The sequence below is a fragment of the Cytobacillus sp. FSL M8-0252 genome (genome assembly GCF_038007345.1).
Classification (GTDB): Bacteria; Bacillota; Bacilli; order Bacillales; family Cytobacillaceae; genus Cytobacillus; species Cytobacillus kochii.
In genome coordinates this window covers 1,358,086-1,384,644 of the sequence record NZ_JBBOWZ010000001.1, presented here as the reverse complement: position 1 = coordinate 1,384,644, position 26,559 = coordinate 1,358,086, and the positions used below count along the sequence as shown (strand labels likewise).

25 protein-coding genes are annotated in these 26,559 nt (G+C 35.6%); 9 read left to right on the top strand and 16 right to left on the bottom strand.

Annotated elements, in window-relative coordinates:
* Positions 1-621: 621 nt before the first annotated feature.
* The gene (locus MKX83_RS07175; RefSeq protein WP_445293157.1) at positions 622-1,719 is read left to right on the top strand and encodes a CotS family spore coat protein; all 1,098 of its coding nucleotides are present in this window, start codon (positions 622-624) and stop codon (positions 1,717-1,719) included.
* Entirely contained in the window at positions 1,716-3,074 is a 1,359-nt protein-coding gene (locus tag MKX83_RS07170; RefSeq protein ID WP_307318052.1) for a glycosyltransferase family 4 protein, read from the top strand. The genes MKX83_RS07175 and MKX83_RS07170 overlap by 4 nt, the downstream gene beginning before the upstream one ends.
* Positions 3,075-3,513: 439 nt before the next feature.
* Here MKX83_RS07170 and MKX83_RS07165 read toward each other — a convergent pair whose 3' ends face one another.
* Genes MKX83_RS07165 through MKX83_RS07155 form a run of 3 tightly spaced genes read right to left on the bottom strand, consistent with a single transcriptional unit; the run spans position 3,514 to position 6,934 of the window.
* Complete coding sequence (locus MKX83_RS07165; protein WP_341054782.1) at positions 3,514-4,704, bottom strand: glycosyltransferase family 4 protein; 1,191 nt, start codon at positions 4,702-4,704, stop codon at positions 3,514-3,516.
* Entirely contained in the window at positions 4,704-5,657 is a 954-nt protein-coding gene (locus tag MKX83_RS07160) for an NAD-dependent epimerase/dehydratase family protein (RefSeq protein WP_322910047.1), read from the bottom strand. Before MKX83_RS07160 ends, MKX83_RS07165 begins: the two co-directional genes overlap by 1 nt.
* Positions 5,654-6,934 (bottom strand): UDP-glucose dehydrogenase family protein, encoded by a 1,281-nt coding sequence (locus MKX83_RS07155; protein ID WP_095370066.1) that lies wholly within the window; start codon positions 6,932-6,934, stop codon positions 5,654-5,656. Before MKX83_RS07155 ends, MKX83_RS07160 begins: the two co-directional genes overlap by 4 nt.
* Positions 6,935-7,144: 210 nt before the next feature.
* Here MKX83_RS07155 and MKX83_RS07150 point away from each other — a divergent pair, with 210 nt between their 5' ends.
* The gene (locus tag MKX83_RS07150; protein WP_095370067.1) at positions 7,145-7,972 is read left to right on the top strand and encodes a UTP--glucose-1-phosphate uridylyltransferase; all 828 of its coding nucleotides are present in this window, start codon (positions 7,145-7,147) and stop codon (positions 7,970-7,972) included.
* A gap of 332 nt (positions 7,973-8,304) precedes the next feature.
* Here MKX83_RS07150 and MKX83_RS07145 read toward each other — a convergent pair whose 3' ends face one another.
* Positions 8,305-9,390 (bottom strand): CotH kinase family protein, encoded by a 1,086-nt coding sequence (locus tag MKX83_RS07145; protein ID WP_341054779.1) that lies wholly within the window; start codon positions 9,388-9,390, stop codon positions 8,305-8,307.
* 156 nt (positions 9,391-9,546) lie between these two features.
* On the opposite strand from MKX83_RS07145, the gene MKX83_RS07140 reads away from it, so the two are divergent.
* Positions 9,547-9,792 (top strand): hypothetical protein, encoded by a 246-nt coding sequence (locus MKX83_RS07140; RefSeq protein WP_341054776.1) that lies wholly within the window; start codon positions 9,547-9,549, stop codon positions 9,790-9,792.
* 186 nt (positions 9,793-9,978) lie between these two features.
* Here the strand turns inward: MKX83_RS07140 and rlmD are convergent, their stop codons facing one another.
* The 6 genes from rlmD to MKX83_RS07110 all read right to left on the bottom strand — a co-directional run bounded on the left by rlmD (position 9,979) and on the right by MKX83_RS07110 (position 15,609).
* Positions 9,979-11,376, bottom strand: a complete 1,398-nt coding sequence (rlmD, locus tag MKX83_RS07135) for a 23S rRNA (uracil(1939)-C(5))-methyltransferase RlmD (RefSeq protein ID WP_095370070.1) — start codon at positions 11,374-11,376, stop codon at positions 9,979-9,981.
* Between the two features lie 17 nt (positions 11,377-11,393).
* Positions 11,394-12,257: a DNA-3-methyladenine glycosylase family protein gene (locus MKX83_RS07130; protein WP_307318059.1), complete on the bottom strand. Its 864-nt coding sequence runs from the start codon at positions 12,255-12,257 to the stop codon at positions 11,394-11,396.
* Positions 12,258-12,385: 128 nt separating this feature from the next.
* Positions 12,386-12,652: a hypothetical protein gene (locus MKX83_RS07125; protein ID WP_322910043.1), complete on the bottom strand. Its 267-nt coding sequence runs from the start codon at positions 12,650-12,652 to the stop codon at positions 12,386-12,388.
* A gap of 135 nt (positions 12,653-12,787) precedes the next feature.
* On the bottom strand, positions 12,788-13,582 hold the full coding sequence (gene pdaA / locus MKX83_RS07120) for a delta-lactam-biosynthetic de-N-acetylase (RefSeq protein ID WP_095370072.1): 795 nt from the start codon (positions 13,580-13,582) through the stop codon (positions 12,788-12,790).
* Positions 13,583-13,708: 126 nt separating this feature from the next.
* Positions 13,709-15,259, bottom strand: a complete 1,551-nt coding sequence (locus MKX83_RS07115) for a fumarate hydratase (RefSeq protein ID WP_095370073.1) — start codon at positions 15,257-15,259, stop codon at positions 13,709-13,711.
* A 167-nt stretch (positions 15,260-15,426) separates the two neighbouring features.
* Positions 15,427-15,609: an SE1561 family protein gene (locus MKX83_RS07110; RefSeq protein ID WP_095370074.1), complete on the bottom strand. Its 183-nt coding sequence runs from the start codon at positions 15,607-15,609 to the stop codon at positions 15,427-15,429.
* Positions 15,610-15,752: 143 nt separating this feature from the next.
* Here MKX83_RS07110 and yfkAB point away from each other — a divergent pair, with 143 nt between their 5' ends.
* The gene (gene yfkAB / locus MKX83_RS07105; protein WP_307319343.1) at positions 15,753-16,880 is read left to right on the top strand and encodes a radical SAM/CxCxxxxC motif protein YfkAB; all 1,128 of its coding nucleotides are present in this window, start codon (positions 15,753-15,755) and stop codon (positions 16,878-16,880) included.
* Positions 16,881-16,915: 35 nt separating this feature from the next.
* Here the strand turns inward: yfkAB and MKX83_RS07100 are convergent, their stop codons facing one another.
* Both MKX83_RS07100 and cax read right to left on the bottom strand, forming a co-directional pair.
* Positions 16,916-17,725: a YfkD famly protein gene (locus tag MKX83_RS07100; RefSeq protein ID WP_307319345.1), complete on the bottom strand. Its 810-nt coding sequence runs from the start codon at positions 17,723-17,725 to the stop codon at positions 16,916-16,918.
* A gap of 346 nt (positions 17,726-18,071) precedes the next feature.
* Positions 18,072-19,130, bottom strand: coding sequence for a calcium/proton exchanger (gene cax / locus MKX83_RS07095; RefSeq protein ID WP_095370077.1), 1,059 nt, complete (start codon positions 19,128-19,130; stop codon positions 18,072-18,074).
* 159 nt (positions 19,131-19,289) lie between these two features.
* On the opposite strand from cax, the gene MKX83_RS07090 reads away from it, so the two are divergent.
* Both MKX83_RS07090 and MKX83_RS07085 read left to right on the top strand, forming a co-directional pair.
* Positions 19,290-20,468: an MFS transporter gene (locus tag MKX83_RS07090; protein ID WP_341054770.1), complete on the top strand. Its 1,179-nt coding sequence runs from the start codon at positions 19,290-19,292 to the stop codon at positions 20,466-20,468.
* Between the two features lie 190 nt (positions 20,469-20,658).
* Positions 20,659-22,578, top strand: coding sequence for a heavy metal translocating P-type ATPase (locus MKX83_RS07085; protein WP_322910041.1), 1,920 nt, complete (start codon positions 20,659-20,661; stop codon positions 22,576-22,578).
* A 207-nt stretch (positions 22,579-22,785) separates the two neighbouring features.
* On the opposite strand, the gene MKX83_RS07080 is transcribed toward MKX83_RS07085, so the two are convergent.
* Together MKX83_RS07080 and MKX83_RS07075 are read right to left on the bottom strand one after the other, a co-directional pair.
* The gene (locus MKX83_RS07080; protein WP_095370079.1) at positions 22,786-23,610 is read right to left on the bottom strand and encodes a YihY/virulence factor BrkB family protein; all 825 of its coding nucleotides are present in this window, start codon (positions 23,608-23,610) and stop codon (positions 22,786-22,788) included.
* Positions 23,611-23,630: 20 nt separating this feature from the next.
* Positions 23,631-23,981 carry a YtxH domain-containing protein gene (locus MKX83_RS07075; RefSeq protein ID WP_095370080.1) on the bottom strand — a complete coding sequence of 117 codons (351 nt, stop codon included), beginning with the start codon at positions 23,979-23,981 and terminating at the stop codon, positions 23,631-23,633.
* A 149-nt stretch (positions 23,982-24,130) separates the two neighbouring features.
* Here MKX83_RS07075 and MKX83_RS07070 point away from each other — a divergent pair, with 149 nt between their 5' ends.
* Positions 24,131-24,358, top strand: a complete 228-nt coding sequence (locus MKX83_RS07070; RefSeq protein ID WP_095370081.1) for a DUF1128 domain-containing protein — start codon at positions 24,131-24,133, stop codon at positions 24,356-24,358.
* A gap of 44 nt (positions 24,359-24,402) precedes the next feature.
* Here MKX83_RS07070 and map read toward each other — a convergent pair whose 3' ends face one another.
* The gene (map, locus tag MKX83_RS07065; protein WP_095370082.1) at positions 24,403-25,149 is read right to left on the bottom strand and encodes a type I methionyl aminopeptidase; all 747 of its coding nucleotides are present in this window, start codon (positions 25,147-25,149) and stop codon (positions 24,403-24,405) included.
* 117 nt (positions 25,150-25,266) lie between these two features.
* Positions 25,267-25,779 carry a type 1 glutamine amidotransferase domain-containing protein gene (locus MKX83_RS07060; protein WP_095370083.1) on the bottom strand — a complete coding sequence of 171 codons (513 nt, stop codon included), beginning with the start codon at positions 25,777-25,779 and terminating at the stop codon, positions 25,267-25,269.
* 341 nt (positions 25,780-26,120) lie between these two features.
* Between MKX83_RS07060 and MKX83_RS07055 the strand changes: the two genes are divergently transcribed.
* Positions 26,121-26,441, top strand: a complete 321-nt coding sequence (locus MKX83_RS07055; protein ID WP_095370084.1) for a helix-turn-helix domain-containing protein — start codon at positions 26,121-26,123, stop codon at positions 26,439-26,441.
* The last annotated feature ends 118 nt before the right edge of the window (positions 26,442-26,559 follow it).

Here is a 26,559-nt window from a genome sequence, read left to right as displayed (position 1 = left end):
TATTAGTAAATCTTTATACTCATTAATTTTTAATAGATATCTGTTTTTCCATAACTTTTTATTATTTAACAAAAGAAAATAACAGTATATTTTTTATTAAATCTCATGTTAAAACATCTTACATAACTATCAATATACTGATAATAATGGAAAAATAATTACAAATATAAAAAAACAAAAGAGCATCAATGTTTTAAATAAAAAACACCGATGCTCTTTTGTTACATAATTTTTAAGGTAAGAAGTGTATCATAACTCCTTCTGACATATCCTTGACAACTCTTAACTTACTAAAGCATTTAAAGTTAATGTATGGGTGTTTTATCACATCCCACACAAAGAAATTCTGTTCATAGCCACTTATCACCAAATTTATCCATATTGCTTATTACATATGCTCCCTTTTACTTCACTCGTTACACTTTTTTAAAAATTTATTCCAATTGAACAAGTTAAATTGAAAGTAATTCAAACTTTAAAATAAATACCTTCTTGATTCCACTTTTATTACATGGGCTTATACACATTATTTTTCATTTTCATATGGACAAATGTCCAACCTATTTTCACCTGAGTGAATAGGATGTAAAGACAAATTACCCAAGGAAAGGAATGACTAGTTTGGAGCAGCTTATTACACCATGGGATTTAGATGAGACATTAGCTGATTTATATGTGCCACCATTTATTGAAGAAATGGCTCAACAAGTGATTAAACAATACAATTTTAATGTGAGTAGCATGGAAGTTATTACAACAAAGGCAGATAAGGGTGGACTTATATGGAAGATCAATACGAACATAGGACCCAAAAGTTTAAAAATACTCCATCGGAAACCCTCCAGGAGTTTATTTAGCATTGGTGCACAGGAATATTTAGTTAATGAAAAAAAGGCTAGAATACCACCGATTGTAAAGACAAAATCGGGTAGCAATATAGTGGAAATGGGAGGGAAAATCTGGTTTGTTGCCGATTGGATTGAACCTCTATATCAAGTATCTGCCGATATTGAAGGAGCAAAGCTATTGAGTAACGCTATTGGAGAGTTCCATCAACTTTCCAAAGGGTATGTTCCTCCTAAAGGAGCAGAGAATGCTTCAAGACTTTTACGATGGCCAAATGCATATAAAAAAGTAGTGAGAAAAATATCTTGGTTTAAAAATGTAGCTAACTTATATTCAGAAATACCCACGAGTAAGACGATCTTAAGTACAGTTGATATGTTTGAGGAGCAAGCAAAAAAGGCATTGACTATGCTGGAGCAATCCTCTTATCAACAGCTGGTCGCAAAGGGAAATAAAGAATGGAGATTAGTCCATCAGGATTATGGATGGTCGAATGGACAAATGGGACCTGGAGGTATGTGGATTATCGACCTTGATGGTGTAGCCTATGATTTGCCTATTCGTGATTTACGCAAACTCATATCTGGTTCTATGGATGATCTAGGAAGGTGGGATATTGATTGGATAGTAGGAATGCTAGAAGCGTACAATGAAGCTAACCCTATCACTGACGAGTTGTTTGAGATTCTCTTGATCGATTTCTCATTACCAAATTTATATTATAAAAATGTAAAAGATATGTTATTCGAACCAACCATAGCATTAAATAGCGATTTGGATGCTATTGTCCAGCGAATCGTTGAAATCGATAAGACCAAATGGCCAATTCTTGAGCAATTACGTAAAGAATGGAGAGGGGGAAAAAGGAAATGAAAGTGCTAATAGTCTGTACAGAAAAACTTCCAGTTCCACCGGTAAAAGGAGGAGCAATACAAACATTCATCGCTGGAGCTATTCCAAACTTAAGTAAAAACCATTCTATTACAATAATCGGAAGAAACGATGACACATTACCCGATAAAGAAATAAAAGATGGTGTTCATTATGTAAGGGTTCCAGGAGGATTATTGGAGACTTACAGGGAAGGTGTTGTAGATTATCTTAAAAACAATACTTTTGACTTAATTCACATTTTTAACCGCCCCCGTTTAGTATTACCAATACGAGAAGTGGCACCAAACTCACGACTCATATTAAGCATGCACAATGATATGTTCAAGAGGGAAAAAATAGATACTGAAGAAGCCCAGAAAGCAATTGATCAATTAGATAAAATTATTACCATTAGTAATTATATTGGTAATGAAATAGTAAAGCTTTACCCCGATGCCCAACCTAAAATTCAAACAATTTATTCAGGAGTGGATTTAGAGCGATTTGTTCCAACGTATTCTGTCAAGGGTCAAAGGATTAGAGCTTCCATGCGTCAAAAACACAAACTAGAATCGAAAAAGGTAATTTTATTTGCTGGACGACTTTCAGTGAACAAGGGAGCAGATATACTTTTACGATCCATGCTAGATTTGGCTAAAAAGCATCCTAATGCGGCCTTGGTTTTAATGGGAAGTAAAGGCTTTAGTGATAATAGAATGACCGATTACATTGCTTATATTAAAGCGATTGCAGAACGCCTTCCTATACCTGTTATAACTACTGGCTTTGTTCACCCTGATGAAATTCAAGACTGGTTTGCTACTGCTGATATATTCGTTTGTCCTTCTCAATGGGAAGAGCCGTTAGCACGAGTACATTATGAAGCAATGGCGGCTGGGTTACCCATTGTGACAACTGCTCGTGGAGGAAACCCTGAAATAATCGAGATTGGAAAAAATGGGTTTATCGTTGAGCAAGCAGATGACCCTCGAGAATTTGTAGCTCATTTATCCAAATTACTTTCCAGTCCTTCTCTCTGTAGAGAAATGGGTCAATATGGTCGTAGCTTTGTAGAAAAAAATCATAATTGGAATCGAGTCATCGACGATATTTCCCAAGTGTGGAGCGGGATTGATTATAAAATTAAAAATAACGTTGACATTAGTAGTACTTCTAACATGAATGGCGAGAAAGAAGAACAACTGTTTACCAAAAAAGCTGTAGCTGAGAAGATTTCCCCTATAGAGAAAAAACCAATCCGACCAAAACAAAAGCAGCCAATTAAAAAGATTACTACTGCTTCGATACCATGGATTAATAAAGAAATATTAGCTAATAAAGCAAGCAACTATTGAATCTTAGACTGAATCAACGTTGAGGTAGAGAAACTTCCTCGAAAATGACGAAGCCGTTGAAATTTTACAATCATAAAATTTCAACGGCTTTATTTAAATAGAAATAAGGAAAACTTCTGATATGGTAAAGTGACTGTAACAAGATAAAATTAGGAATAAGGGTCCTACTGTTTAAAGATTAAACACAATGAAAAGTCAGTTTGCCTTTAGATTTAGAAATGATATTCTTTAAAAGTTATTGCTTATGTACAAGAAGGCTTGCTAAAATATGACCGACGAATGATGCTTAAAATCACCTGATCACCTACACACCAACAGTTTTTATCGGTCGCAAAATTTTGTTTTTAACTGTCATTATTAACATCATGTTTACTAACAATAAAAAAGGTGAGCAAAAGGTTAGCTAGCAACCTTACTCACCCTCTTTTTTGTTAATCGATTAGAATCGAAAGAGTGGCGACCGAAACATTTTACGATAATGATCTTTGTTTTGTTTTGGAATCAACTCAGAATAAACGTTGGTTAACCGGCTAGCAACATGATGAAATTGAAAATTAGATTCCACTAATTCTCTTGCATTTCGGGTAATGCTATTAATAGTATCCGGGTTCTTTAAATAGAAATTAATTCCTTTTGCAAATTCACTAGCTTGATCATACTTTTCAATTAAATAACCCGTTTCTTTATGAGAAACTATCTCTGCATTTCCTCCCCTATTTGTTGATATTATAGGGATACCAGCAGCAAAAGCTTCATAGTGAACCCGAGCTAAGGGTTCTTGCCATTGGGAAGAACAACAGAAAATATCACTCATTAAAAAGATGTTAGAAATTTCACTTGCAGGAATAAAATTTGTGAAAATAACTTTGTCACCTAACGGTTCGGCTAGTTTCTTCAAATAACGAATATAGTTATTTATTCCATCATCACTAAACCACTTTCCCCCAGCAATCACAAGTAAAGTATGAGGGTATCTTTTAGCAATAGCTTTAAAGGCGGATATTAGAAGATGAGGTCCTTTATTTTTAGTGAGTCTTCCAACAAATAATATGACCTTTTTATCTCCAATATTGTATTTTTGTCGATATTCTTCTCTAATTTGTTTTCCTTTCTCTGACCAGACTGGAGGATATTCTACTAGATCTACTCCTGAGTAAACTACTTTTGTTTTTGATTCTGCTTCTGGAAACCTCTCCACCACAGTTTGTTTTATATATTCACTAACTGTAACAATCCTTTCAACAGAGTTTACAATTTCCTTTCCATTCTCCAGTGATACCTTTTTTTCAGAAAGCATATCATTATGAAGTCCTAAAACAAACCGACTTGAAGGGGAAGCTTTTTTATAGAGAGGAATATTTAATGGACGGTTAAAAACATGAATGATGTCAAACCTTTTTTCAGTAAGTATTTTAGCAATATCAATTTCATAACTTTCAGATGGTAACCGAATGTATTGCACTTCGTTACGTACTTCATAATCAGGTAGAGATGGATCGGTGACAGAGAAAATAGTTAAGTTATTTTCTTTACTGAGAAAAGGAACTACACCGTCAATCATCATTTGAATTGCACCTCCCTTTATAGCAGGAGAAGGGAGTTTTTCTGTACAAATTAAAGCAAGCCTCATTACTCTTCCTCCTTATAAATAATCTTTAAATCATTTATTTCTCGGAGAAGCCCTTCTTTTAACGGCACAGCTGGCTTATATTGCAGAATCTTCAATGCCTTTGAAATATCTGCCCAAGTATGTCGCGGTTCCCCGCGCGGTTCTCCAATAAATTCCACGGTTGCTTTTTTCCCTGTTAAATCTTCTAATATTTCAATGACATCCAATATAGATTTCCGTTCTTTACCACCAATATTAATTGTCTCTCCAAGGGTATCCTCTGCATAAAGAGCAGCAAAAGTTCCTTCTACACAATCTTCTACAAACGTAAAATCACGTGTTTGTTTGCCATCACCGTATATTGGAATAGGTTTATTCGTTAAAATGCATTCGATAAATCGATGAAATGCCATGTCAGACCGTTGTCTAGGTCCATAAACAGTAAAGTATCGAAGAATAGTTATTGGAAGACCATCATTTTCACTGTATACCTTACATAAATACTCTCCTGTTAGCTTCGTTACACCATAAGGAGAAAGTGGTGAAAGTGGGCAATCTTCTGAAACCATACCAACCTTTTCTCCATATACAGAAGAGGTGGAGGCGTAAATAAACTTCTTTAAAGAGACATTCTTACAAGCCTCTAATAGCCGTTGGGTGACAAGAATATTATTTTCCTCATACAACTTGAAATTGTTACCCCAGCTTGAACGAACACCAGGCACAGCAGCTAAATGATATATCACATCATCTTTGGCAAGAATTTCACTCCAATCAATGCCTAGTAAATTCTTATTTATAAATTGAAAACGTGGATGAATCAACAGATTTTCTATATTTCTTAGTTTAATTGACTTCTTGGATGGGTCTATAAAACCATCAATGCCAATAACAACATTCTCTTCTTCTCTTAATAACCTCTCACATAAATGAGAACCGATAAACCCAGCGGCTCCTGTTACGATAATCCTCATTGTCTAGCCACCCCAATATATTGAAGTTGATGTTTTCTTACGACTTTAGGGTCAATGATATTCCGTCCATCCACTAAAATATTTCCCTTCATTAACTCATTTACCTTTTTCCAGTCTACGGTTTTAAACTGGTTCCATTCTGTTGCAATAATTAATGCATCTGCTCCTTTAATAGCTTCATACATGTCATGATGAATGGTAATGGCAGGTTCAAAAGAATTGACAATAGGATCATAGGCGTGGACCTCTGTCCCTCTTTCCAATAATTTCTCAATTAATAATAATGACCTTGATTCACGTATATCATCTGTGTCGGGCTTAAAAGCTAAGCCCCAAACGGTTATTTTTTTCCCATCCAAGTTTGTTAATTGATTTGTTAATTTATCAATATACAAATCAATTTGAGAATCATTCACATTTTGAACGGCCCTTAACATCTCAGGATTAACATTTCTCCGTTTGGCAGCGTATTCTAATGCCCGAATATCCTTTGGAAAACAAGACCCTCCATAACCTAATCCTGCATTCAAAAAATAGGGACCAATTCTATTGTCTGTCCCTAGCGCTTTTGCAATATGCGTTACTTCCACATTATAGGCGTCGCAAATACGGGCGATTTCATTAATGAATGAGATTTTTGTTGCCAACAAGGCATTATTGGCATATTTAATCATCTCTGCTCCTGTTAATGAAGTAATAATATAAGGTGCTTGTAACTTCTCATAGAGAGTTTGAATTATTTTAATAGATTGAGGGCTTTTTCCACCCACAACAATTTTATCCGGGTTCATCATATCAAATACAGCATTTCCTTCTCTAAGAAACTCTGGATTGGATACAACGTCGAACATACGCGAGTCGATCCCTTTTTCTATTAATGTTTGATGAATCCATTCATTGGTACCTGGTAGTACCGTACTTTTAATAATGATTGTTTTATGAGAGGTTATCGTCTGTACCAAGGTGTCAATGACTTCGTTAATCGCAGTTAGATTTTGACTCCCATCTTCTTTTGTAGGAGTACCGACTGTGATGTAAAGAATTGGGCATTCTTTTATCACACGCTGGATATCCGTTGAAAAATGAAGAAGACCTCTTTTTTTATTTCGAACAATCAGTTCCTTTAATCCTGGTTCATAAATAGGGATTTCTCCCTCAATTAATTTTTCTATTATCAATTTATTCTTATCAACACAGTAAAGCTCATGACCTAAGTCTGCCAACACAGCACCAGTTGTTAAACCAACATACCCTGTACCAATGACACATATTTTCACCATTATCATCCTTACTTGCTCATGTTAAAAACATTCAATTTATCATTATCTTATTTAGCTTCAAACAAAACGTGAAAGTGGGAAAAATATTTAAGATGGAAATGGTAAAAAAAAACAAAAACTATATGGTTAAGTACCTTTTCTTATTGGACAAATTACCAAGTAAAATATATTAGATTAATATATAGAAAGTGAAGAGGAGAGGTTATGATGAAGACAGTAAAAAAAGCAATCATTCCTGCTGCAGGTTTCGGTACAAGAAATTTGCCAATAACAAAGGTGCTTCCAAAAGAAATGTTCCCGATCGCAGGTAAACCAGCCATACAATATATTATTGAAGAAGCCATTGAATCAGGAATTGAAGAAATCTTAATAGTGGTATCCCGTAATAAAAATATGATTTTAGATTATTTTGACCGATCTCTAGAATATGAAGCCTTTTTAGAAAAGACAGGAAAACAGCATTTATTGAATAAAATTGTCGGGCCCGCTATTTCTATTCAATATGTACGCCAACCCTTTGCAGATGGACTAGGTACAGCAATACTCTTAGGTAAAAGATTTGCAAGTAAAGATCCCTTTGCTGTTCTTCTTCCTGATGATATATTTCTACAAAGTGGCCAGCCCGCTTTACGAGAGCTTTTAGACGTATACGAAAATTATCAATCTACAGTAATAGCTCTGGAAAAATTGAATGAAAAGTTATTAAAAAACTACGGGGTAGTGAAAGCGATTGATTTGCAAGATAATACCTATGAAATTTCTGATATTGTAGAAAAGCCTCGCTCCACTCCCCCATCTAATTTAGCCGTAAGTGGGAGATACATTTTTGAACCATCTATTTTTTCATATTTAGAAAAAGGAGGTAAAGGAGTTGGAGGTGAAGTTCAACTAACGGATGCAATCCAAAAATTATTAAAGTTAGAAAAGTGCTACGGTGTGGAAGTATCTGCAAAACGCTATGACATCGGTACGGATAAAGGATATTTAAACCTTATTCAAAAATTAATGAGCAATTCTAAAAAAGAGGATGAATAGTCCTTGTTTGAATTGCTCGAGTTATCCTGCAATTAAATGTCCCATCATACCTTATTGGTGTACTACAAAACGAATGAACTTAACAAAATATTTAGAGATTCCGCAGCCTGATCTCAACCTTGTTTTGTTTTGCAAACTAGTTCAACAATATACCTCTTATCTCAGACAGAGGATTTGTCCAGGGCTGCGTTCAAATCCTGCATAACACGACGAGACATGCTCGACTTTGACTCCATGGGAACTTTCATACCCTGTTTATTAACTACCTTTGCACACTAATATGACTCCCATCTAAAATACTGAGAGTCTAGGCATGAAATAATATTTTCCCTTTATTCCAGATCTTTAAGATGATCTCTAAGATACTGATTGCGATTTAAAATAAATTGCAGGATAAATTCTTGTTCTTTATCAAATAAATCGATAGCATCCTTTTTATATGGATCTAATGCTATATAGGGACGCAATAATTTATGAAGATTGATAATTCTTGGTTCAAATTCCGAAACTGTAAAGTAATTCTCTAATATCTCTTCTAGAAGAATGCGGTATTGAACACGAAATTCCTTTACATCAAGAAGTCTTGCCGTGAGTGTATTAAAACCTTCGATAGGAACTCGATTAAACTTCATAACCCCTCCATTCCAATCCCTTCCAAATGTTGCATCAAAATCCCATGGGATCATCTCATACAATCCTGATTCTCCATTTCGATAAAGGGCATAATTTTGAATGAAAGCATCGTAGTTTTGTGTGCAAATCACACCACACAGCCAAATTAAATATTTTTTGACATCCAAGTACTTTACTATTTCTTTGCCAAACTCATTACGTGGTATCGTATTGACTTTTATTATTAGCTTTTCTAAATCAGAATCGTCCTCAACATTCCCAATTTTACGCAAATACCCTGAAATTAATGAAGATTTAGGCTCACCTTTGGTGGTTAACAAAGAAAAATTAGTTTGATGATTCGTTGCGTAATAAATAGGCCCATATGAAAGTTGTCTTTTTTGTAAAAAGTAATCATCAACAGATTCAAGCTGTAAGTAAATTCCTGAGGACCTTCCATTTATCTCAATTAAAACATACCTGCAATCAGGTGAATTGATCCCAATCTTCTTAAAAAAATCAAAAGATAGCTTATTTCGAATGAAAGAAGGATCGCAATACTCTGCATTAATGTGAATTTCACGTCCAAGAAACTCCTCATTATATGTTCCAAAATCAATTTTGTAAGATTTTTTTCTTAATTTACGTGTATGATTTCCTCTATAACTAATACCGATATCAAATGAATGATTGTTTATAACTAATTGAGAAGGAATTAATTCATCATGCCAAATATTTTTTTCTAAAAATTCCATCAGTTCTGGTTGCATAGAAATACTTAATGTAGGTACAGTATTCGTCTGCATCTTATATCCTCGCCTCCCTCACTTTACCCATTATCATATGAAAAAAATAATGCAAATGATCATTAATTAATTGGAAGTTTAGAACCAATGAAAAATTTTTTCATAAAATAAACTACCTTAAATATTAAGGATTATATTGAAAGGTGGTTTTTATAGATGGGAAAAGAAGACGTAAAAAAGCTTCTAAATGAGGCAAAAGACGCTGGAAATGAGGAATTCCTAAGTAGAAACCCAGGATCAAAAGCTAATGATAACCGTTCTGGCTCTGGTTCTGGCTCTGGTTCTGGCTCTGGCTCTGGTTCTGGCTCTGGTTCTGGTTCTGGCTCTGGCTCTGGCTCTGGTTCTGGCTCTGGTTCTGGTTCTGGTGCTGGTTCTGGCTCTGGTTCTGGCTCTCGTATATGACCATTAGACATGTTTAATCATAATTACTCATGACATGCAGGTAAGAATTGCACAGTTTGATGAAGTATTAAAATTGTAATAAGTTAATATACGGTCGCTACACACTAAAAAAGCAAGAAGTTGATGTGGTCATTCTGACGTAGTTAAAACGCGATTAATCACATCAATTCCTTGCCAATCACTCTGTTATATCAAGGTTAATAAGACGACACATTCCACGTGCGCCGTTTGGGGAAACATGTCTACCGGCTGTATGCTTTTTACTTTATATTGACGGTGGAGAAAATCGATGTCTTTTGCCAGTGTAGATGGGTTACAAGACACGTAAACCAATTTTTTAGGTTTGACTTGTTGGATTGTTTTTAATAATGCTTGATCCAAACCTGTTCTTGGGGGATCGACAACGATAACATCTGGACGAAAGCCTTCTTTCACCCATTTAGGTAACCATTCTTCAGCCTTACCCGTTACATATTTAGCATGCTTCACTCCATGTTTAGCTGCATTTCTCTTTGCATCTGTGATTGATTCTTTTATAATATCCATTCCACGTATTTCTTTTGCTTGATCTGCCAACCATAATCCAATTGTTCCTACTCCGCAGTACGCATCAACAATCGTTTCTTTACCAGTTAGATTTGCTGCTTTTTTGACTTCATTATACAATTTGACGGTTTGCTCTGGATTGAGTTGAAAAAAAGTACGTGCAGATAATTCAAATTGAATATCCCCTAGCATTTCATATATAAACGTTTCACCCGCAAGTGGTATGGTTTCATCCCCAAAAATGAGAGATGTTTTTTGGCCATTGACATTTTGAATAATCGAACGTAAATTCGGAATCCGCTTGGTAGCTTCTTCTACTATTAGTGAAGACTTTGGAAGCTCTTTTTGTCTTGTAATGAGCACAACTTGCACTTCCCCAGTTTTCACACCCACTCTCGTCACAATTGTACGGATATCACCTTTGCGCGTGCGTTCATTATAAGCACTAATGTTTAAATCTTGAAGAATACGCTTCATCGTATTTGTAACAGATATTGTTTCTGGCTTCTGCACGATGCATTCATCAATATCAATAAGCTGATGTGAATTCATGCTATATAATCCTGCAATCACTTCACCTTGCTTCATCCCTACTTGAAATTGGCTTTTATTCCGGTATCTCCAAGGGTCCTCCATTCCGATTGTTTGTTTTATTTGAATGGTGCTTGGATCTATTTTGGTATGTCTCTCAAGTGATTGAATAACCATATCCCTTTTTTCTATTAACTGGCGATCATAGCGAAGATGTTGTAACTGACATCCGCCACACTCACCAAATAACGGACAAGGTGCCTCTACTCGGTAGGGAGAAGGTTTCCTAACTTTTTTTATCTTTGCTTCTGAAAATTTCGGTTGAACATTTGTGACTTCTACCACAACCTCTTCATCAGGCAGGGCACCAGGAACAAAGACCACTTTCTTTTTGAAATATCCGACACCCTCTCCGTTAATACCTAACCTTTTGATTGTTAAAGGAAACCGTTGCTTGAGTTTTAACTGAACGGCAGTTTCTTTTTTACGATTCGTTTGTTTATTCAAAAATAATCACTCCACAGTTATTCGATACTACGCCATAAATAATAGGTGGCATAGCTTAAATAAGGCGTCCAGTCTTTTGCATATAATTCCATTTGTTCGTAGGAAGGCTTCTGCTCTAATTGATAAAGCTTTTTTAACGCATTTTGCAAGCCAATATCTGCCATTGGATAAAGATTATCTCTCCCTAAACCAAACATCAAAAAATTCTGCACTGTCCATGGACCTACGCCTTTTAATTTAATCAGTTTATCATGAATTTCACGATCTGACAGTTCTTTTAGTTGCAATAAAGATAATTGCTTTTCTGATAACTCTTTAGCAATCCCAATAACATACTCTGCTTTCCTACCACTGAATTGTAATGCCCTTAAATCTTCAATTGTTACATTAGCTACTGTTTCAGGATCAGGATAAAACCAAGCACCATCTTTCTCATAACCAAACTTATGCACAAACCTCATTGTAAGCGTATAAGCAAATTTCATATTCAATTGTTGATGAACAATACATTTGAGGAGCGAACCAAATAAATCAAAATCTAACACAAAAGGTGTTCCATAATGAGCGAGAAAAACATGGCGCAAATCCGTTTTTAAAAAATGTTGATGAACATCTGCTAAGGGAATATTCCACCGAAAAATATCTGTTAATCTAACCAACGCTTCTTCTTTTGTTACTTCATTTAATCCTGTCATTAGAAATTTAGGTTTGTTCGTTGTACCCAAACCTGTGATTGTAACGACGACGGATTCATTTTGTAACTTAAGGGGTACCTTTAACATTCTCTTGTCTCGATTCACCCAAATAAGCGGGTCACTTGATAAGCGACTTAAAACAGCATCAAAATTATAGGGTCCACCTATTTCTTTTATTATCTCCATTCACCGTTCATCCTTCACTGTTTTTTCTCGTATTATACTAAGGATCTTTTTATGAGCTTTTTCAACTGTCTTCTATCAAGACGAATATCTGTTCTTATTTATAATTATAACAAGAATTTTACAATGATTTAATGGGGATTTTTACTTCTTAATAAATGATGAATACTGCATCTATTATTTATGTTGCTTATAAATTTTGATGGAACTTTATTAGCATTGTTTTTCTCTTTTTCACGGCTCATAGATCCGGAGCGCTTTCTGTTTGCTTTGTTTCCCTCTTTTTCATGGCTTATAGATTCAAGATTCAAGAAGTTCACTATTTGCTTTGTTTTCCCCTTTTTCATGGCTTTTAAATCCAGGGCACTTTCTATTTGCTTTGTTTTCCTCTTTTTCATGGCTTATCCAGAGACTCGTTGTTTGCTCACCGTTTCCCTTTTCACCCTTATTAATCCCGTTGGCACTCTGTTTGCCATTTTTCTTTCTTTATAAATCAAAACACCTACAATGAAGTTCATTGTAGGTGGTGACTGTTAATATAAGTAAGAGCTATCCAAGGCTTGGCTCCACATGAGATCGTCTAACGATTTGAATTCATATCCTCGTTTTTTTAAATCCACAATTGCTTGTTGCAAAGCATCTGCATTATCTTTTGATACTGTGTGTAATAATAATATGCTTCCTGGATGAATCTGCCTCATAATGTTGTCATAGGAGTATTTCCAGCCTTTTTGTTGATCTGTTTTCCAATCAACAAAGGCTAGAGACCAAAAGATATGGGTATAGCCTAATTCATTTGCGTAAGCCAATCCTTGTTCGTTAAAAATACCACGAGGTGGTCTTAAATAGGACATATGTTTAACACCTGTTAACTTTTCTGTCTCAGCTCTCACTTTTTCTAATTCTTGTTTATATTTATCGCGACTGATCCTTGTCATATCTGGGTGAGTCCAAGAATGGTTGCCGATTATATGTCCGTCCCTTGCCATCCTTTTTACTAAATCTGGTGCCGTATGAATATAATGACCCGTAATAAAGAATGTCGCAGGTACTTTTTCTTTTTTAAGCACATCAAGAATTTTATCCGTATACCCATTTTCATACCCATTATCAAAAGTAAGATAAATTTCTTTTTTAGTCGGATCTCCCTTATAAACAGATTGATGCTTTGTTAGAAGATTATCAAGCATTTTTCCCGCTTCCGCCGGTGATTCATTCTGTGCTTTTTTAATTCCCCAATGGATAGGAGCATGGCTGAATTCACTTGCTGAGACAGGGATTGAACAGATAAACAGAAAGCTACTTACTAATATCATCAATTTTTTCATAGCGCTTCTCCTTCTTTTTTTCTTATTCTTTGCTAGCAACAATAAATTACGAGCGCTAAAAGTTTCCAAAATAATTATTCACATAAAAAAAGAGACACCACTATATGTTGGTGTCTCAAAAACAAATTAAAATACACGTTCTTTAAATTTCGCTAGCTTCTCTAACGAGGATTTGTCTACATCTCTATGAAGACTATTTCCGTGAGAATCCATTGTAACCACTGCTGTGAATCCTTCTACACGTAGGTGCCACATGGCTTCTGGAATACCGAAGTTCATTAAATCAACGCCTTCTACTTCTTTAATACAATCAGCATAATATTGCGCTGCTCCACCAATTGCATTTAAGTATACTCCACCATGATCTTCTAGCGCTTTTAATGTTTTCGGTCCCATACCGCCTTTTCCAATCACGGCGCGAATACCGAATTTCTTCATAATATCTCCTTGATATGGTTCTTCACGAATACTTGTAGTTGGACCTGCTGCTTTTACATGCCATTTTTCTTGATCATCTTTCATCATTACTGGTCCACAATGATATATTACTTGTCCATTTAAATCTACAGGGGCATCGTTCTCCATTAAATGATGATGGATCGCATCACGACCTGTATACATCCGACCATTGATTTGAACAACATCGCCAACTTTAAGTTCACGGATTTGTTCCTCTGTTATTGGAGCTTGAAGCGTAACAACTTTTGTTTCTTGTTCAGCTTCTGCTGTTGCAGCTGTTTCTTGCGCTGCTTCGTCAGCAAAATTAATTTTTTCACCATCTTGATAGTGCCATTCATTAATTTCACCTGTGTCAGGATTTACTTTTACCCCAAGTCTACGATATGCCCAGCAATTATAGGCTACAGATACAAAAAAGCTAGCAGGAATACGATTCATCACACCAACTTTACATCCTAATAAAGTCGTTTCTCCTCCGAATCCCATTGTCCCAATTCCAAGCTCGTTTGCATTTTTAAGAACATATTCCTCCAGTTTTCGTAAATCTTCATTTGGATTTACATCATCTACAGAACGGAATAGTTGTTCCTTTGCTAAATCATAACCAGATGAACGATCTCCGCCAATCCCTACACCTATAAACCCTGCACTACATCCCTGTCCTTGTGCTTGATAAACCGAATGCATTATACATTTACGTATACCATCTAAATCGCGTCCAGCTCTTCCTAAACCATCTAGTTCTGCAGGCAAACTATATTGTATATTTTTATTTTCACAACCGCCGCCTTTTAGAATTAAGCGAACGTCTATATACTCTTCTTCCCACTGATCAAATTTAATAACTGGTGTGCCACCACCTAAATTATCTCCACTATTAGCACCTGTTAAGGAATCAACAGAGTTAGGTCTCAATTTACTATCATTTGTTGCTTCTGCAATAGCATTCTTAATTGCTTCTTTAATCTTTAGTTGATTAACGCCAACTGGTGTTTTGATTTTAAATGTCGGTAATCCTGTATCTTGACAGATTGGCGATACGTTATCATCTGCCATAGAGATATTATTTGTAATTGTTGCCAGACTCATCGCTGATCTCGTACCAGCACTTTCTCTTTCTTTTGCTGCCTTAATTGCCCGACGAACATCCTTTGGTAAATTCGTCGAAGTTTCTACAATTAAGTCGTACATACTTTTTTGGAATTGCTCCATATTCATTTCTCAAAGTTCCCCTTTCCCTTTGCGACCGATCAATTTCTTTTGCGAAAAATTAGAATCATTATCGTATACCATTATATACTCATTCTTTAGTCAAGAAAAGACCAACTGTAGAAACAAAAAAATGGTGAAACCCAATTTTTTTCATAGGGTTTCACCACTTCTTTTTAATCTCTATGATTAAATTCCCTTACTTTAGATTCAAGATCATCGATCATTTCGATGAGACGATCAACATCCTCTAACTCCGTGTTTTCAGGTTCTATCGCATCTAATACGTCCATAAACATATGAAGACGTTGCTTTAAGAAAGCTACTTGATTGTCTTTATCAGTAATTGAATTGCCCACAGTATTCGCTCCTTTCTCTACACAACTTTAATCCTACATGAAATGCAATAGAGCTGCAATAAAGGTTTATTTTTCATTAAAGGTTGACAGAAGCTTACGTTAGATGAATAATGACTACAGATTTACTTAAAGGAGTTTTTTAAATGATATCTCAAACGTTACCAATTTCACCAAGTTATGACCCTTGGGAAGCTTATATGGATATCGATGATTATGGAAAATTAACCTTATCCAATATTGAATTTACAACTACGGTTTTATGCAATATGCGTTGTGAGCATTGTGCTGTTGGGTATACTCTGCAGCCAAAAGATCCTGATGGACTTCCTGTTGATTTATTAATCAAACGTTTAGAGGAAATCCCGCAATTGCGTTCACTCTCTATAACGGGAGGCGAACCGATGCTATCGAAGAAATCAGTTAATAACTATGTGATTCCTCTTTTTAAGTATGCTCACGAACGAGGTATTCGAACACAAATTAATTCTAACCTCACATTAGATAGAGGTAAATATGATAGCATTATCCCTTATTTAGATGTTTTACATATTTCTCATAACTGGGGTACCGAAGAAGAATTTATTGAGGGTGGTTTTGCTATGATGGAAAGAAAACCATCCATAAAGCAAAGACAGGTACTCTTTGATCGTATGATCGAGAATAGTAAAGAACTCGTACAAGCTGGTGTAATGGTCTCTGCTGAAACAATGTTAAATAAAAGAACATTACCCTATTTAGAGAAAATCCATAAGCAAATAACCGAAGAAATGCATTGTCAACGTCATGAAGTTCATCCAATGTACCCTTCAGATTTTGCATCTACTCTCGAAACTTTATCATTAAAAGAAATGCGCCAAGCAATCCATCACCTCCTGGATATTCGAGACAAAGATACTTGGATGTTGTTTGGAACATTGCCGTTTTATCCATGCAGCAATAATGAAGAAGACTTAGCTTTATTACAACGTCTTCATAATGAACAGAATGTCACTGTCAGAAATGATCCTGATGGTCGTTCAAGACTAAATGTAAATATTTTTACAGGTGATGTAATTGTAACGGACTTTGGTGATACACCTCCTTTAGGGAATATACAGACAGATGGACTGCCATCTGTTTTCGATAAGTGGATGGAAACAAAGCTTGCTAAGTCTTTAAATTGCCATTGTAGTGAAGCAAGATGTTTAGGGCCAAATGTGTTAGTAAAAGACAGTTATTACCCTGAAATAGACTTCCAAACTAAAAAAGCAAATATCTCAGTTAAAAAATAGAAAAGTGCGCCAATATAAATGGCGCACTTTTCTATTTAACGTGGTCGTTCCGAAACAATAAAGCCAAATGAGACATGATCCTGTATTGGAATCCATGCGCCAATTCCTTGAGAAGTGATATTTTTCACTACTAAGGTTTTTTTGCTTCCTTTCAACATTATATAAACTTCACCATAAGTAACTTTCCCTTTTTCATTAATAGCAGGTGCGTATGCATATAGGTAGCCCAGACGGTTGATTGCAACATGATATTTATGATCTTTTTTCGTTCCTGCCCCTACAACCGTTTCAAAGGATAAGGGTAATCCACTTTTTTCTGTTGCCTTCAACAACATCATCTTTTTAACATCTTGCGCATGTGGAACCTTAGATGTAAGTCCACCTTTCACTACCTTTTGCATTTCTTGAACATAATTCATTTGATAGACCGCATCTCCCCCGCGATTATCAAAATAGTTCGTATTGATCTTTTGAAACTCCCAATTAGGTGATGTTTCTTGTGATTGATAATTGAGTGGCCATTGACCTAAATAAACAATCGCACGGTATCCGATGGCAAAAGGTGTACTATTTACTGTTGTTTCATTTAACATACGTATTAATTCAGGGTTATCTATTTTTACTCTTGATGTCTCCATTAATTCTTGTGTTAATTCACTCGGCTGTAATGTTGGTAAATCTTGAGCAGGGTTTGGATACGTATTGTCCTTTTCTACATTTAGAACAGAACTTGGTATCTCTATCGTCTCCCCTTTTGTTTCTATTTTTCCTTCAGCAGATATCGCTGATTGAAAGGATGTCACCCCAATGGTCATCAATACTAAAGCATATAGCCATTTCTTCATTTCTCTTACTCCTTTCAAACTTATATGCATTAGTTTTTTCGTATGATGTGAATATTATCCATAAAGGAAAATAAAAAAGTAACATTTTTGTAATGTTTTGAATATTTACAAAAGTCTCTATATATTTTATACTATTTATACACTCACTCGAAAGGAGGGCAGCTTCATTACGATTCGCTTTATTTATGAACAAACACCATAAAGGAGTGGTTAATGAATTCAAGCGAATGCACACTAGCAGTCCTCGATTAAATACTTAATGAGTTAAAAATAAAATTGCAAGCGCTTCCTTTTTATTCGAAATATTTCAAAACGACTCCCGGCTAACCTAGGAGTCGTTTTTTTATTATAGTAAATAAAATCCTATACCGATGATGAAATAAGCTGCTAGAAGGGTGCCACCCTCAAACCAATTAGACTCACCATCGTTGGAGATAACCACCATTAGAAAAACAGCTGATACCATCGTGATTAATTCTGGTACTGTAAATACGAGCGGCATCGCTACAGGGAAAAGTAACGAGATAAGGACAAGTATGGGCGCGACAAACATAGCTACTTGTAAAGTAGAACCAACGGCAATCTCTACGGCAATATCCATTTTATTTTTCGCAGCCATAATAATAGCGGAAGCATGTTCTGCGGCATTCCCTACAATTGCAACGATAATGACGCCGATAAACAATTCCGACCAACCAAATGTCTTCCCTACTTCCTCAAAGGTGTGAACAAGATTTTCAGAAATATAGGCTACAGCTAATGTAGCAAGAGCTAATACTAAAATGGATTTTCCTTTGCTCCATTCTGGTACTTCCTCCACTTTCTTCTTTCCGTCTTCATCTCCTTTATTATACACACCTCTATGTGTAACTAATTTAAAGAATAATGCGGCTAAGTATAAAGCCATCAGGATGATGCTAATTCCAATACTAAAGATCATCGTCTTTTCTTCATTCATTGACATTGAAAATATTTCAGGAATAACGAAAGCCACAATGACTGCAAAGATGAGTAAGCCCGCATTATGGCGTGCATCATGGATATTAAAGCTTTGCCTTTTAAACTTTATACCTCCAATAAAAAAGGAAAGACCGGCTACTAATAATAAGTTACCTAATACACTTCCTGTTAATGATGCTAAAACAACACCAATTAATCCCTCTTTTAATGCAAAAATCGCAATAATTAATTCAACCGCATTGCCGAATGTCGCATTTAACAATCCACCTATTCTAGGACCAGCAATAATACTCAAACTTTCTGTCGATCGTCCCATAAAACTAGCTAAGGCAATGATAGCAACACAATAAATAATGAACATCAATGTACTTGACCAATGTAGAAGACTTCCTATTACGGATAACGGTACGCCAATAAATACGAGTATAGCAAATACTTTATTCATCCCATCCTCCTCAAAAAAAATCGCTTTACTTTTCTTAAGATAAACATTTTTAAGGATTGTTATGAAAAGATTATGATTATTCTCTTGTCAATTTTATCTTTCACATATAATATCTATTGTGGTAGAAGATTTATTATTTTCATTTATTGAGGTTATTTTATGGACAAAAAACTAAGAGTAAGGTTTTGGATTTTAGTATTCATTGTTGCGATATCAGGTTTTAGTCAAGGAATGCTATTACCGCTCATCGCTATTATTTTTGAAGGTGATGGTGTATCTTCAAGTTTAAATGGCTTAAATGCAGCAGGTTTATATATTGGTATATTACTTATTTCACCTTTCATGGAATATCCCCTAAGAAAATATGGATATAAACCAGTCATTATTATCGGGGGACTTCTAGTAGCTACTTCCCTCTTATTATTTCCACTATGGAAGAGTTTTTGGTTTTGGTTTATTTTAAGGTTATTGATTGGAATCGGCGACCACGCCCTCCATTTTTCAACACAAACATGGATAACGTCATTTTCTCCTGAACGCAATCGAGGGAGAAATATTTCCATCTACGGATTATTCTTTGGGATTGGGTTTGCTGTTGGACCACTAATGACACCATTAGTTCATATAAGTGAATCTCTTCCATTTATTATTTCTTCCCTCTTTTGTTTTATTGCATGGGGGTTTGTGTTCTTTCTTGATAATGAGCAACCACAGCATACAATCGCTGTTCAATCACTAAAAGGGACTTTCCATCGTTTTTACGAAGTATCTACTTATGCTTGGATTGCCTTTATCCCACCATTTAGTTACGGATTCTTAGAATCGTCAATAAATGGGAGCTTCCCTGTTTATGCTGTGCGCATGGGAATAGAAGTCTCATCAGTTTCGTTATTACTTACCTCATTTGCTGTCGGAGCGATTATTTTTCAGTTGCCTTTAGGGATGTTAAGTGACCGCTATGGACGAAGAAATATTTTAATGATTATTTTATTCTGTGGCTTTATTCTTTTCTCTTCTGCTGCGATATTTGAACAGAATGTCAACATTCTAATGTTGCTACTGTTTTTAGCAGGGATGGCTGTAGGAAGTACTTTTTCATTGGGAATTAGTTATATGACAGATTTAACTCCCACTCAGCTTTTACCTACCGGAAATCTTCTTTGTGGTGTTGCCTTTAGCTTAGGCAGTCTTATTGGACCCTACGCAGGCGGTTTATTTATTCAATATATACAATCACTAAGCTTTTTCGCCGTTATTAGTGGGATGATGCTCATCAATTTTACGATTATCGCTTATTTTGGTCGCCATAAGATGAGCAAGCAATTGTTTCACAGTTAAATTATGTTAAAAAACGTCTAATATAGAGAATAACCCTTTTCAAAAGTTACAATATAATGTAAAATTAAAGCAATTAAATATTATCAATTCGGCACTTTTTCTGCTGTCACCTATATGGTGGCAGCTTTCGTCGTTTTTAAGGGTAATGATGTTGATTATTCTTCTCAATGAGAATGGAGGAAATGAAAATATGGAAGGAAATGTCCTAGTACAAAAACAATCGCAATCATCTAGTCAATTATTCGAAAAGTTACTACCACATATCGAGCTTATAGCCGCAATTACTTCAGGTGTTTTTATTCTTATCGGTTGGTTACTTAGTAAAGGAGGCTATGAAACAACTTCTATCACTATCTTTATCTTATCTTTTATAATCGGAGGTTTTGCGAAGGCAAAAGAAGGTATTGAAGAAACGATTGCTAATAAGGAATTAAACGTTGAAATGCTGATGATCTTTGCCGCAATCGGCTCCGCAATCATTGGCTATTGGATTGAAGGTGCCATTCTTATTTTTATCTTTGCAATGAGTGGCGCACTAGAAACATATACAATGAATAAAAGTAAAAAAGAAATTTCTAGCCTTATGGAGTTGCAACCTGAAGAAGCTTTATTAATTCATGAGGATGGTGAAGAACTTGTTCACGTTTCTACACTACAAATCGGAGATAAAATTCTAGTTAAACCAGGGGAACGCGTTCCCTCTGATGGAATCATTGTCTACGGACAAACAACTATAGATGAAGCAACGATTACTGGTGAATCGATTCCGGTAACAAAAGGGTTATCTGAAGAAGTGTATGCCGGCACCGTCAATATGAATGGAGCCATTAAAGTAGAAATCACAAAAAAAGCGGATGAAACTCTTTTTCAAAAGATCATTCAACTGGTCCAATCAGCACAAAGTGAAAAGTCCCCTAGTCAGTTATTTATAGAGAATTTCGAAGGGAAATATGTAAAAATTGTACTACTGACCGTCGCACTCATGCTATTTCTCCCACACTTCTTACTTGGATGGAGTTGGAACGAAACATTTTACCGTGCCATGATTCTCCTAGTAGTCGCCTCACCTTGTGCACTTGTCGCCTCTATTATGCCGGCTACATTGTCTGCGATTTCTAATGGAGCAAGACAGGGAATTTTATTTAAAGGCGGGGTACATTTAGAGAACTTAGGCCATATTAAAGCCATTGCGTTTGATAAAACAGGTACTTTAACTAAAGGACGCCCAGAAGTAACAGATTTTATTACACTACACACTCAGCATCGTGATGATTATTTACGCATTGTTGGATCAATTGAAAACCATGCAAACCATCCACTTGCTACTGCCATCGTCTCGTATACAAAAGAAGAGCAGAGCTCTCCCCTTATAGAGCCCGAATCAATCGAAGATGTACCAGGATGGGGCATTAAAGCAGTGATTAACGGCGTCACTTGGAAAATTGGTAAACCATCATTTATTTTGAACAATAACGAACTTGCGCCAGAATTAAAAGAACAGCAAGAAACATTAGCTTCGAATGGTAAAACGATCGTTTTATTTGAACGCGATCATGAGGTGTGTGGATTAATCGCATTAAAGGATCAAGTTCGTCAAGAAACGAAAGCTGCGGTTAAACAATTAAATGATCAAGGTATATACACCATCATGTTAACAGGCGATAGCCAATCAACCGCTCAAGCCATTTCTACTGAAGCAAATGTAGAAGACTTTATTGCAGAATGTTTGCCAGAAAAAAAAGTGGATCATGTTAAGGAATTAAGAAATCAGTATCAACAAGTAGCAATGGTTGGAGATGGAATTAACGATGCGCCTGCACTTGCGACTGCAAATGTTGGGATTGCCATGGGTGAAGGAACCGATGTCGCATTAGAAACAGCAGATATTGTTTTAATGAAAAACGATCTTCCTAAAATCGCTCATGCAATTGCCCTATCCAAACGCATGAACACCATTATTAAACAAAATATTGTTTTCTCTATATCAGTTATTATGCTGTTAATTTGCTCTAATTTTCTACAGATATTAGATCTTCCTTACGGTGTAATCGGTCACGAAGGCTCAACCATTTTAGTGATATTAAATAGCTTAAGGTTGTTGAAGAACTAAAAGAAAGCAGCTATCCAAGTGTGTGAATGGATAGCTGCTTCTTTATTTAATGATAGCCGTTTTGCTTATTAGCCGAACTAGATGTTTTTTGTTTAGGTTTATTTTTACCTTTTTGTCTTGTGTTACCATCTTTATTTGCAGTCAATGTAATCACCCTCCTTAAGCCTAGGTTGTCCATTGATGCACCTTACAATCAGGTAACTTTTACTATGTGTTTTTCACTTTGCTGTATTTATTTAACAATGCGTTTATTTCTCCACCAATCATAATAATAATACCCGTTAAATAAAACCAAATCATTAATATAATGATTCCACCAATACTCCCATATGTGGCCGAGTAATTTCCAAAATTACTCACATAATATGAAAACGCATAGGAAGATAGAATCCAGCCAATTGTAGCAAAAAGTGAACCTGGGATAACTGTCACATTCGTTAAACGCTTATTAGGAGCAAACCAGTACAGTCCACTAAAGATAATAAAGATGATAAGCGGACTCGCCAGCCATCTAAGTGCATTCCATATGCTCAAAAATTGCTCAGTCAATCCAAATGCATCAAAGATAAATAGACCAATTTGTCTCCCAAACACAGGTAATAATAATGCTACTAAGAAAACAAAAACCATAGAAATAGTTAAAAGCATAGCAATGCCTCTTGCAACAATAAATGATCGACTTTCAACGACATCATACGCCTTATTAAAAGCCCTCATAATGCCATTTATCGCGGCGGACGCGGACCACAATGTACCGATAATACCAATTGATAACAGAGCCCCATTTTTCGTTGTGACGGCACTCAAATTGTCTTCCAATAATGACATAATTTCTTTTGGTGCGAAATCTCTAACGATAGCAAATATATCCTCTTGAGTAATCGGTAAATAAGGCAGCAATGATATCAAAACAATTAATAATGGAAAAAGTGATAGGAGAAAGAAGTAGGCCAATTGTGCAGCTACGCCGAAAACATCATCCTTATCTATTTGCTCCCATAGTTCCTTTCCAAAAGTAGTGACTTGTTTCATCAGCGATCCCCCAAACCTTGTTAGTTATTCCTAACATTCCCTTCTAACGTCGCTTCTGAAACCTCTACTTCACTTTTAGGGTCATTTAAGGCTTCTCTTGTTTCAATTGCCTTTGTTTTAATATCCTCAATTGTGGTCGTTAAGAAAGCCACATCTTCACCGATCTGCTGGGCTGCTGTTCTAACTTTTAAAGAGACACCTTTCACTTGTTGAACGGCTTCATCGGGATTTTTTATGTAATATTTTGCACTTTCTGTCGTTTCTCTGCATTTAGATTTTGCATTTTCTCTTGTATCACGGTCTAGCATCGTGAGCGCACCGCCCGCTACCGCTCCAAGGACAACACCTTTCCAAAACAATGATTTTCCCATTTTCCTCACTCCTTTATTCTTTTTAATCTACCTATACTTTATTTTCTTTTTTTCTCTAAAAACATGCAAGCTTTGCACCTATCAATGGTTGACTTTTCACTTTAACCATGGAAAGATTATACTACTGATGTATTATGGGGGGAAATCAAGTGAATTTATCACAGAAATCAACTGAAAATGTCGATTATATGATCGAAAAAATCAAGGAAAAACTAAAAGTATTAAATATTGGCGCCATTAAATCTTCTCATTTTGACGAAGAAATGTACGAAGAACTAAAAGATATTTACGATTTAGTGATGAAAAAAAATCATTTCAGTCCTAATGAAATGCAAGCAATCGCTGAAGAATTAGGAAACTTGCGCAAGAATAAATAAGACCTTATTATAAGCAGCTGCATGATTTGCAGCTGCTTTTTGTTTTATTGCTCAGTTAAAATCGTGATTCCATCTTTACCGACTGCAATTGTATGTTCATATTGAGCTGATAAACCACCATCAACTGTTCGCGCAGTCCAGCCATTTTGATCCATCTTCATATGATGCATTCCAGTATTCACCATTGGTTCAATGGTGAATACCATACCTTCTTTTATTCTCGGTCCTTTATGAGGGAGGCCAAAATGAGGAACATCCGGTTTTTCGTGGATGCTTGCCCCTATCCCATGACCAATAAATTCCCTTACTACCGAAAATCCTTTCTCTTCAACAAACTGTTGAATCGCATAACCAATATCTCCAATTCGGTTGCCTATCTTCACCTGCTCAATTCCTTTATATAATGATTCCTTTGTGACATCTAATAGGGTAGATACCTTTTCACTCACTTCTCCAACGCCGTACGTCCAAGCTGAATCTGCAAGAGCTCCATTATAATTGACCACCATATCAATCGTTACAATGTCGCCTGATTTTAATGGTTCCCTCCTCGGAAATCCGTGACAAATTTCATCATTAATGCTGGCACAAGTAGCATACTCATACCCGCGATAGCCCTTTTGCTCAGGTGTAGCCCCTATTTTCTTCAGATAGGCATCAACAAATTCTTCAATTTCCCATGTAGTTATACCCGGTTTAATTCTCATGGCAATCTCTTTATGACATTCAGCAAGTACCTTACCTGCTTCATGCATCTTTTCAATCTCTCTAGGTGATTTCAACACGATCAATAGCAAAACCTTCTTTCAGTCACTGTTATATTAAAAGTTATTATACTCTACTTATTAATATTAGCGCTGAATGAAAAGTTTTACAAAAATCATGCAACGATTGCTTTTCTTAAATTATCAGAGTAATTTTAAAGACTCTCTTGTAAAGGCAGGAATATCATCAGGTGTGCGGCTCGTCACAAGTTGATCCTGACAAACCACTACTTCTTTGTCCTGAAGTTTAGCTCCTGCATATTCCATATCTACATGAATGGATTTATAGCCTGTAGCTCCTCTACCTTCTAATGTTTTAGCAGAAATTAATAATTGTGGTCCATGACAAATAGCAAAAACAGGTTTTTTCGCATCCATCATCTTTTTCGTAAATTGAACAAAGCGATCATCTGCTCTTAACATATCCGGAGAAAATCCACCTGGAATAAAGAGAGCATCAAACTCATCTGCGTTCACATCATCTATACTTTTATCAATCGTCACTTGATCATTTCCTTGCTTCCCTTTTACGACTTTACCAGCCTCTGATTCAATTGTAATAACCTCATGTCCTGCTTCCTTATAACTTTTTGCTGGTTCTGTATACTCAGAATCCTCAAACATATCGGTAATTAGACAAGCAATTTTTTTACTCATTTACTATCTCTCCTTTATGGTTTATATTGTTGGTTATATTATGTCCGTTCCCTGAAAGTCTTCCCTTAAAACATATATGTATGTTAATTAATATATTAAAGAAAACATGCCCTACAACTATACTTGATATTTATTTTCTGTTAAAATTCTTTTAGAACGGTAAGAATTCAATCTATTCAGTTTATACAGTCTCATTTATATCGGCAGCTCCGTAATGTAATGATTAAAAATTTTTTATTACAATTAAAAGACTAAGCGATTACAATTTACGGACATAAGCGGTTGGATTCTCTTTTTTTGATATGATACTGTTAACAACAAAGATAGATAGGGTGAACGTGATGATTGGTAATCGAGTCAAAGCATTAAGACAAGAGAAAAAAATGTCTTTATCAGAGCTTGCAGATCAAGCAGGAGTAGCTAAATCCTACTTAAGCTCATTAGAGAGAAATTTACAAACGAACCCTTCCATTCAATTCCTCGAAAAAATCGCAGCTGTACTCAATGTACCTGTTGATCACCTTATCCATGATCAAATTAATAAAGAAGAATTAGATACTGATTGGATAAATATAGTCAAAGAAGCGATGGAATCTGGGGTTTCAAAAGAAGAATTTCGGGAGTTTCTCGACTTTAATAAGTGGAAGACTAGAAATAAATAAGACAAGCTTACAAACGAATCTATAAAGATAAAAAGAGATATGAATGAAACCTCCGATAATCTTCGCGTTTATCGGAGGTTTTTTTCTTCTTATATTTTTTTTATTCCATTTTAACCAT

Bases quoted from the DNA above. Each gene is read 5' to 3' on its own strand.
- MKX83_RS07125 (WP_322910043.1), bottom strand. From the start codon at position 12,652: ATGAAAAAGAGGAAAACAAAGCAAATAGAAAGTGCCCTGGATTTAAAA.
- MKX83_RS07145 (WP_341054779.1), bottom strand. From the start codon at position 9,390: ATGCAGACGAATACTGTACCTACATTAAGTATTTCTATGCAACCAGAA.
- MKX83_RS07075 (WP_095370080.1), bottom strand. From the start codon at position 23,981: ATGGGAAAATCATTGTTTTGGAAAGGTGTTGTCCTTGGAGCGGTAGCG.
- MKX83_RS07080 (WP_095370079.1), bottom strand. From the start codon at position 23,610: ATGAAACAAGTCACTACTTTTGGAAAGGAACTATGGGAGCAAATAGAT.
- MKX83_RS07115 (WP_095370073.1), bottom strand. From the start codon at position 15,259: ATGAATATGGAGCAATTCCAAAAAAGTATGTACGACTTAATTGTAGAA.
- yfkAB (WP_307319343.1), top strand. From the start codon at position 15,753: ATGATATCTCAAACGTTACCAATTTCACCAAGTTATGACCCTTGGGAA.
- cax (WP_095370077.1), bottom strand. From the start codon at position 19,130: ATGAATAAAGTATTTGCTATACTCGTATTTATTGGCGTACCGTTATCC.
- MKX83_RS07100 (WP_307319345.1), bottom strand. From the start codon at position 17,725: ATGAAGAAATGGCTATATGCTTTAGTATTGATGACCATTGGGGTGACA.
- pdaA (WP_095370072.1), bottom strand. From the start codon at position 13,582: ATGAAAAAATTGATGATATTAGTAAGTAGCTTTCTGTTTATCTGTTCA.
- MKX83_RS07055 (WP_095370084.1), top strand. From the start codon at position 26,121: ATGATTGGTAATCGAGTCAAAGCATTAAGACAAGAGAAAAAAATGTCT.
- MKX83_RS07150 (WP_095370067.1), top strand. From the start codon at position 7,145: ATGAAGACAGTAAAAAAAGCAATCATTCCTGCTGCAGGTTTCGGTACA.
- MKX83_RS07160 (WP_322910047.1), bottom strand. From the start codon at position 5,657: ATGAGGATTATCGTAACAGGAGCCGCTGGGTTTATCGGTTCTCATTTA.
- MKX83_RS07090 (WP_341054770.1), top strand. From the start codon at position 19,290: ATGGACAAAAAACTAAGAGTAAGGTTTTGGATTTTAGTATTCATTGTT.
- MKX83_RS07060 (WP_095370083.1), bottom strand. From the start codon at position 25,779: ATGAGTAAAAAAATTGCTTGTCTAATTACCGATATGTTTGAGGATTCT.
- MKX83_RS07085 (WP_322910041.1), top strand. From the start codon at position 20,659: ATGGAAGGAAATGTCCTAGTACAAAAACAATCGCAATCATCTAGTCAA.
- MKX83_RS07170 (WP_307318052.1), top strand. From the start codon at position 1,716: ATGAAAGTGCTAATAGTCTGTACAGAAAAACTTCCAGTTCCACCGGTA.
- MKX83_RS07165 (WP_341054782.1), bottom strand. From the start codon at position 4,704: ATGAGGCTTGCTTTAATTTGTACAGAAAAACTCCCTTCTCCTGCTATA.
- MKX83_RS07140 (WP_341054776.1), top strand. From the start codon at position 9,547: ATGGGAAAAGAAGACGTAAAAAAGCTTCTAAATGAGGCAAAAGACGCT.
- MKX83_RS07130 (WP_307318059.1), bottom strand. From the start codon at position 12,257: ATGGAGATAATAAAAGAAATAGGTGGACCCTATAATTTTGATGCTGTT.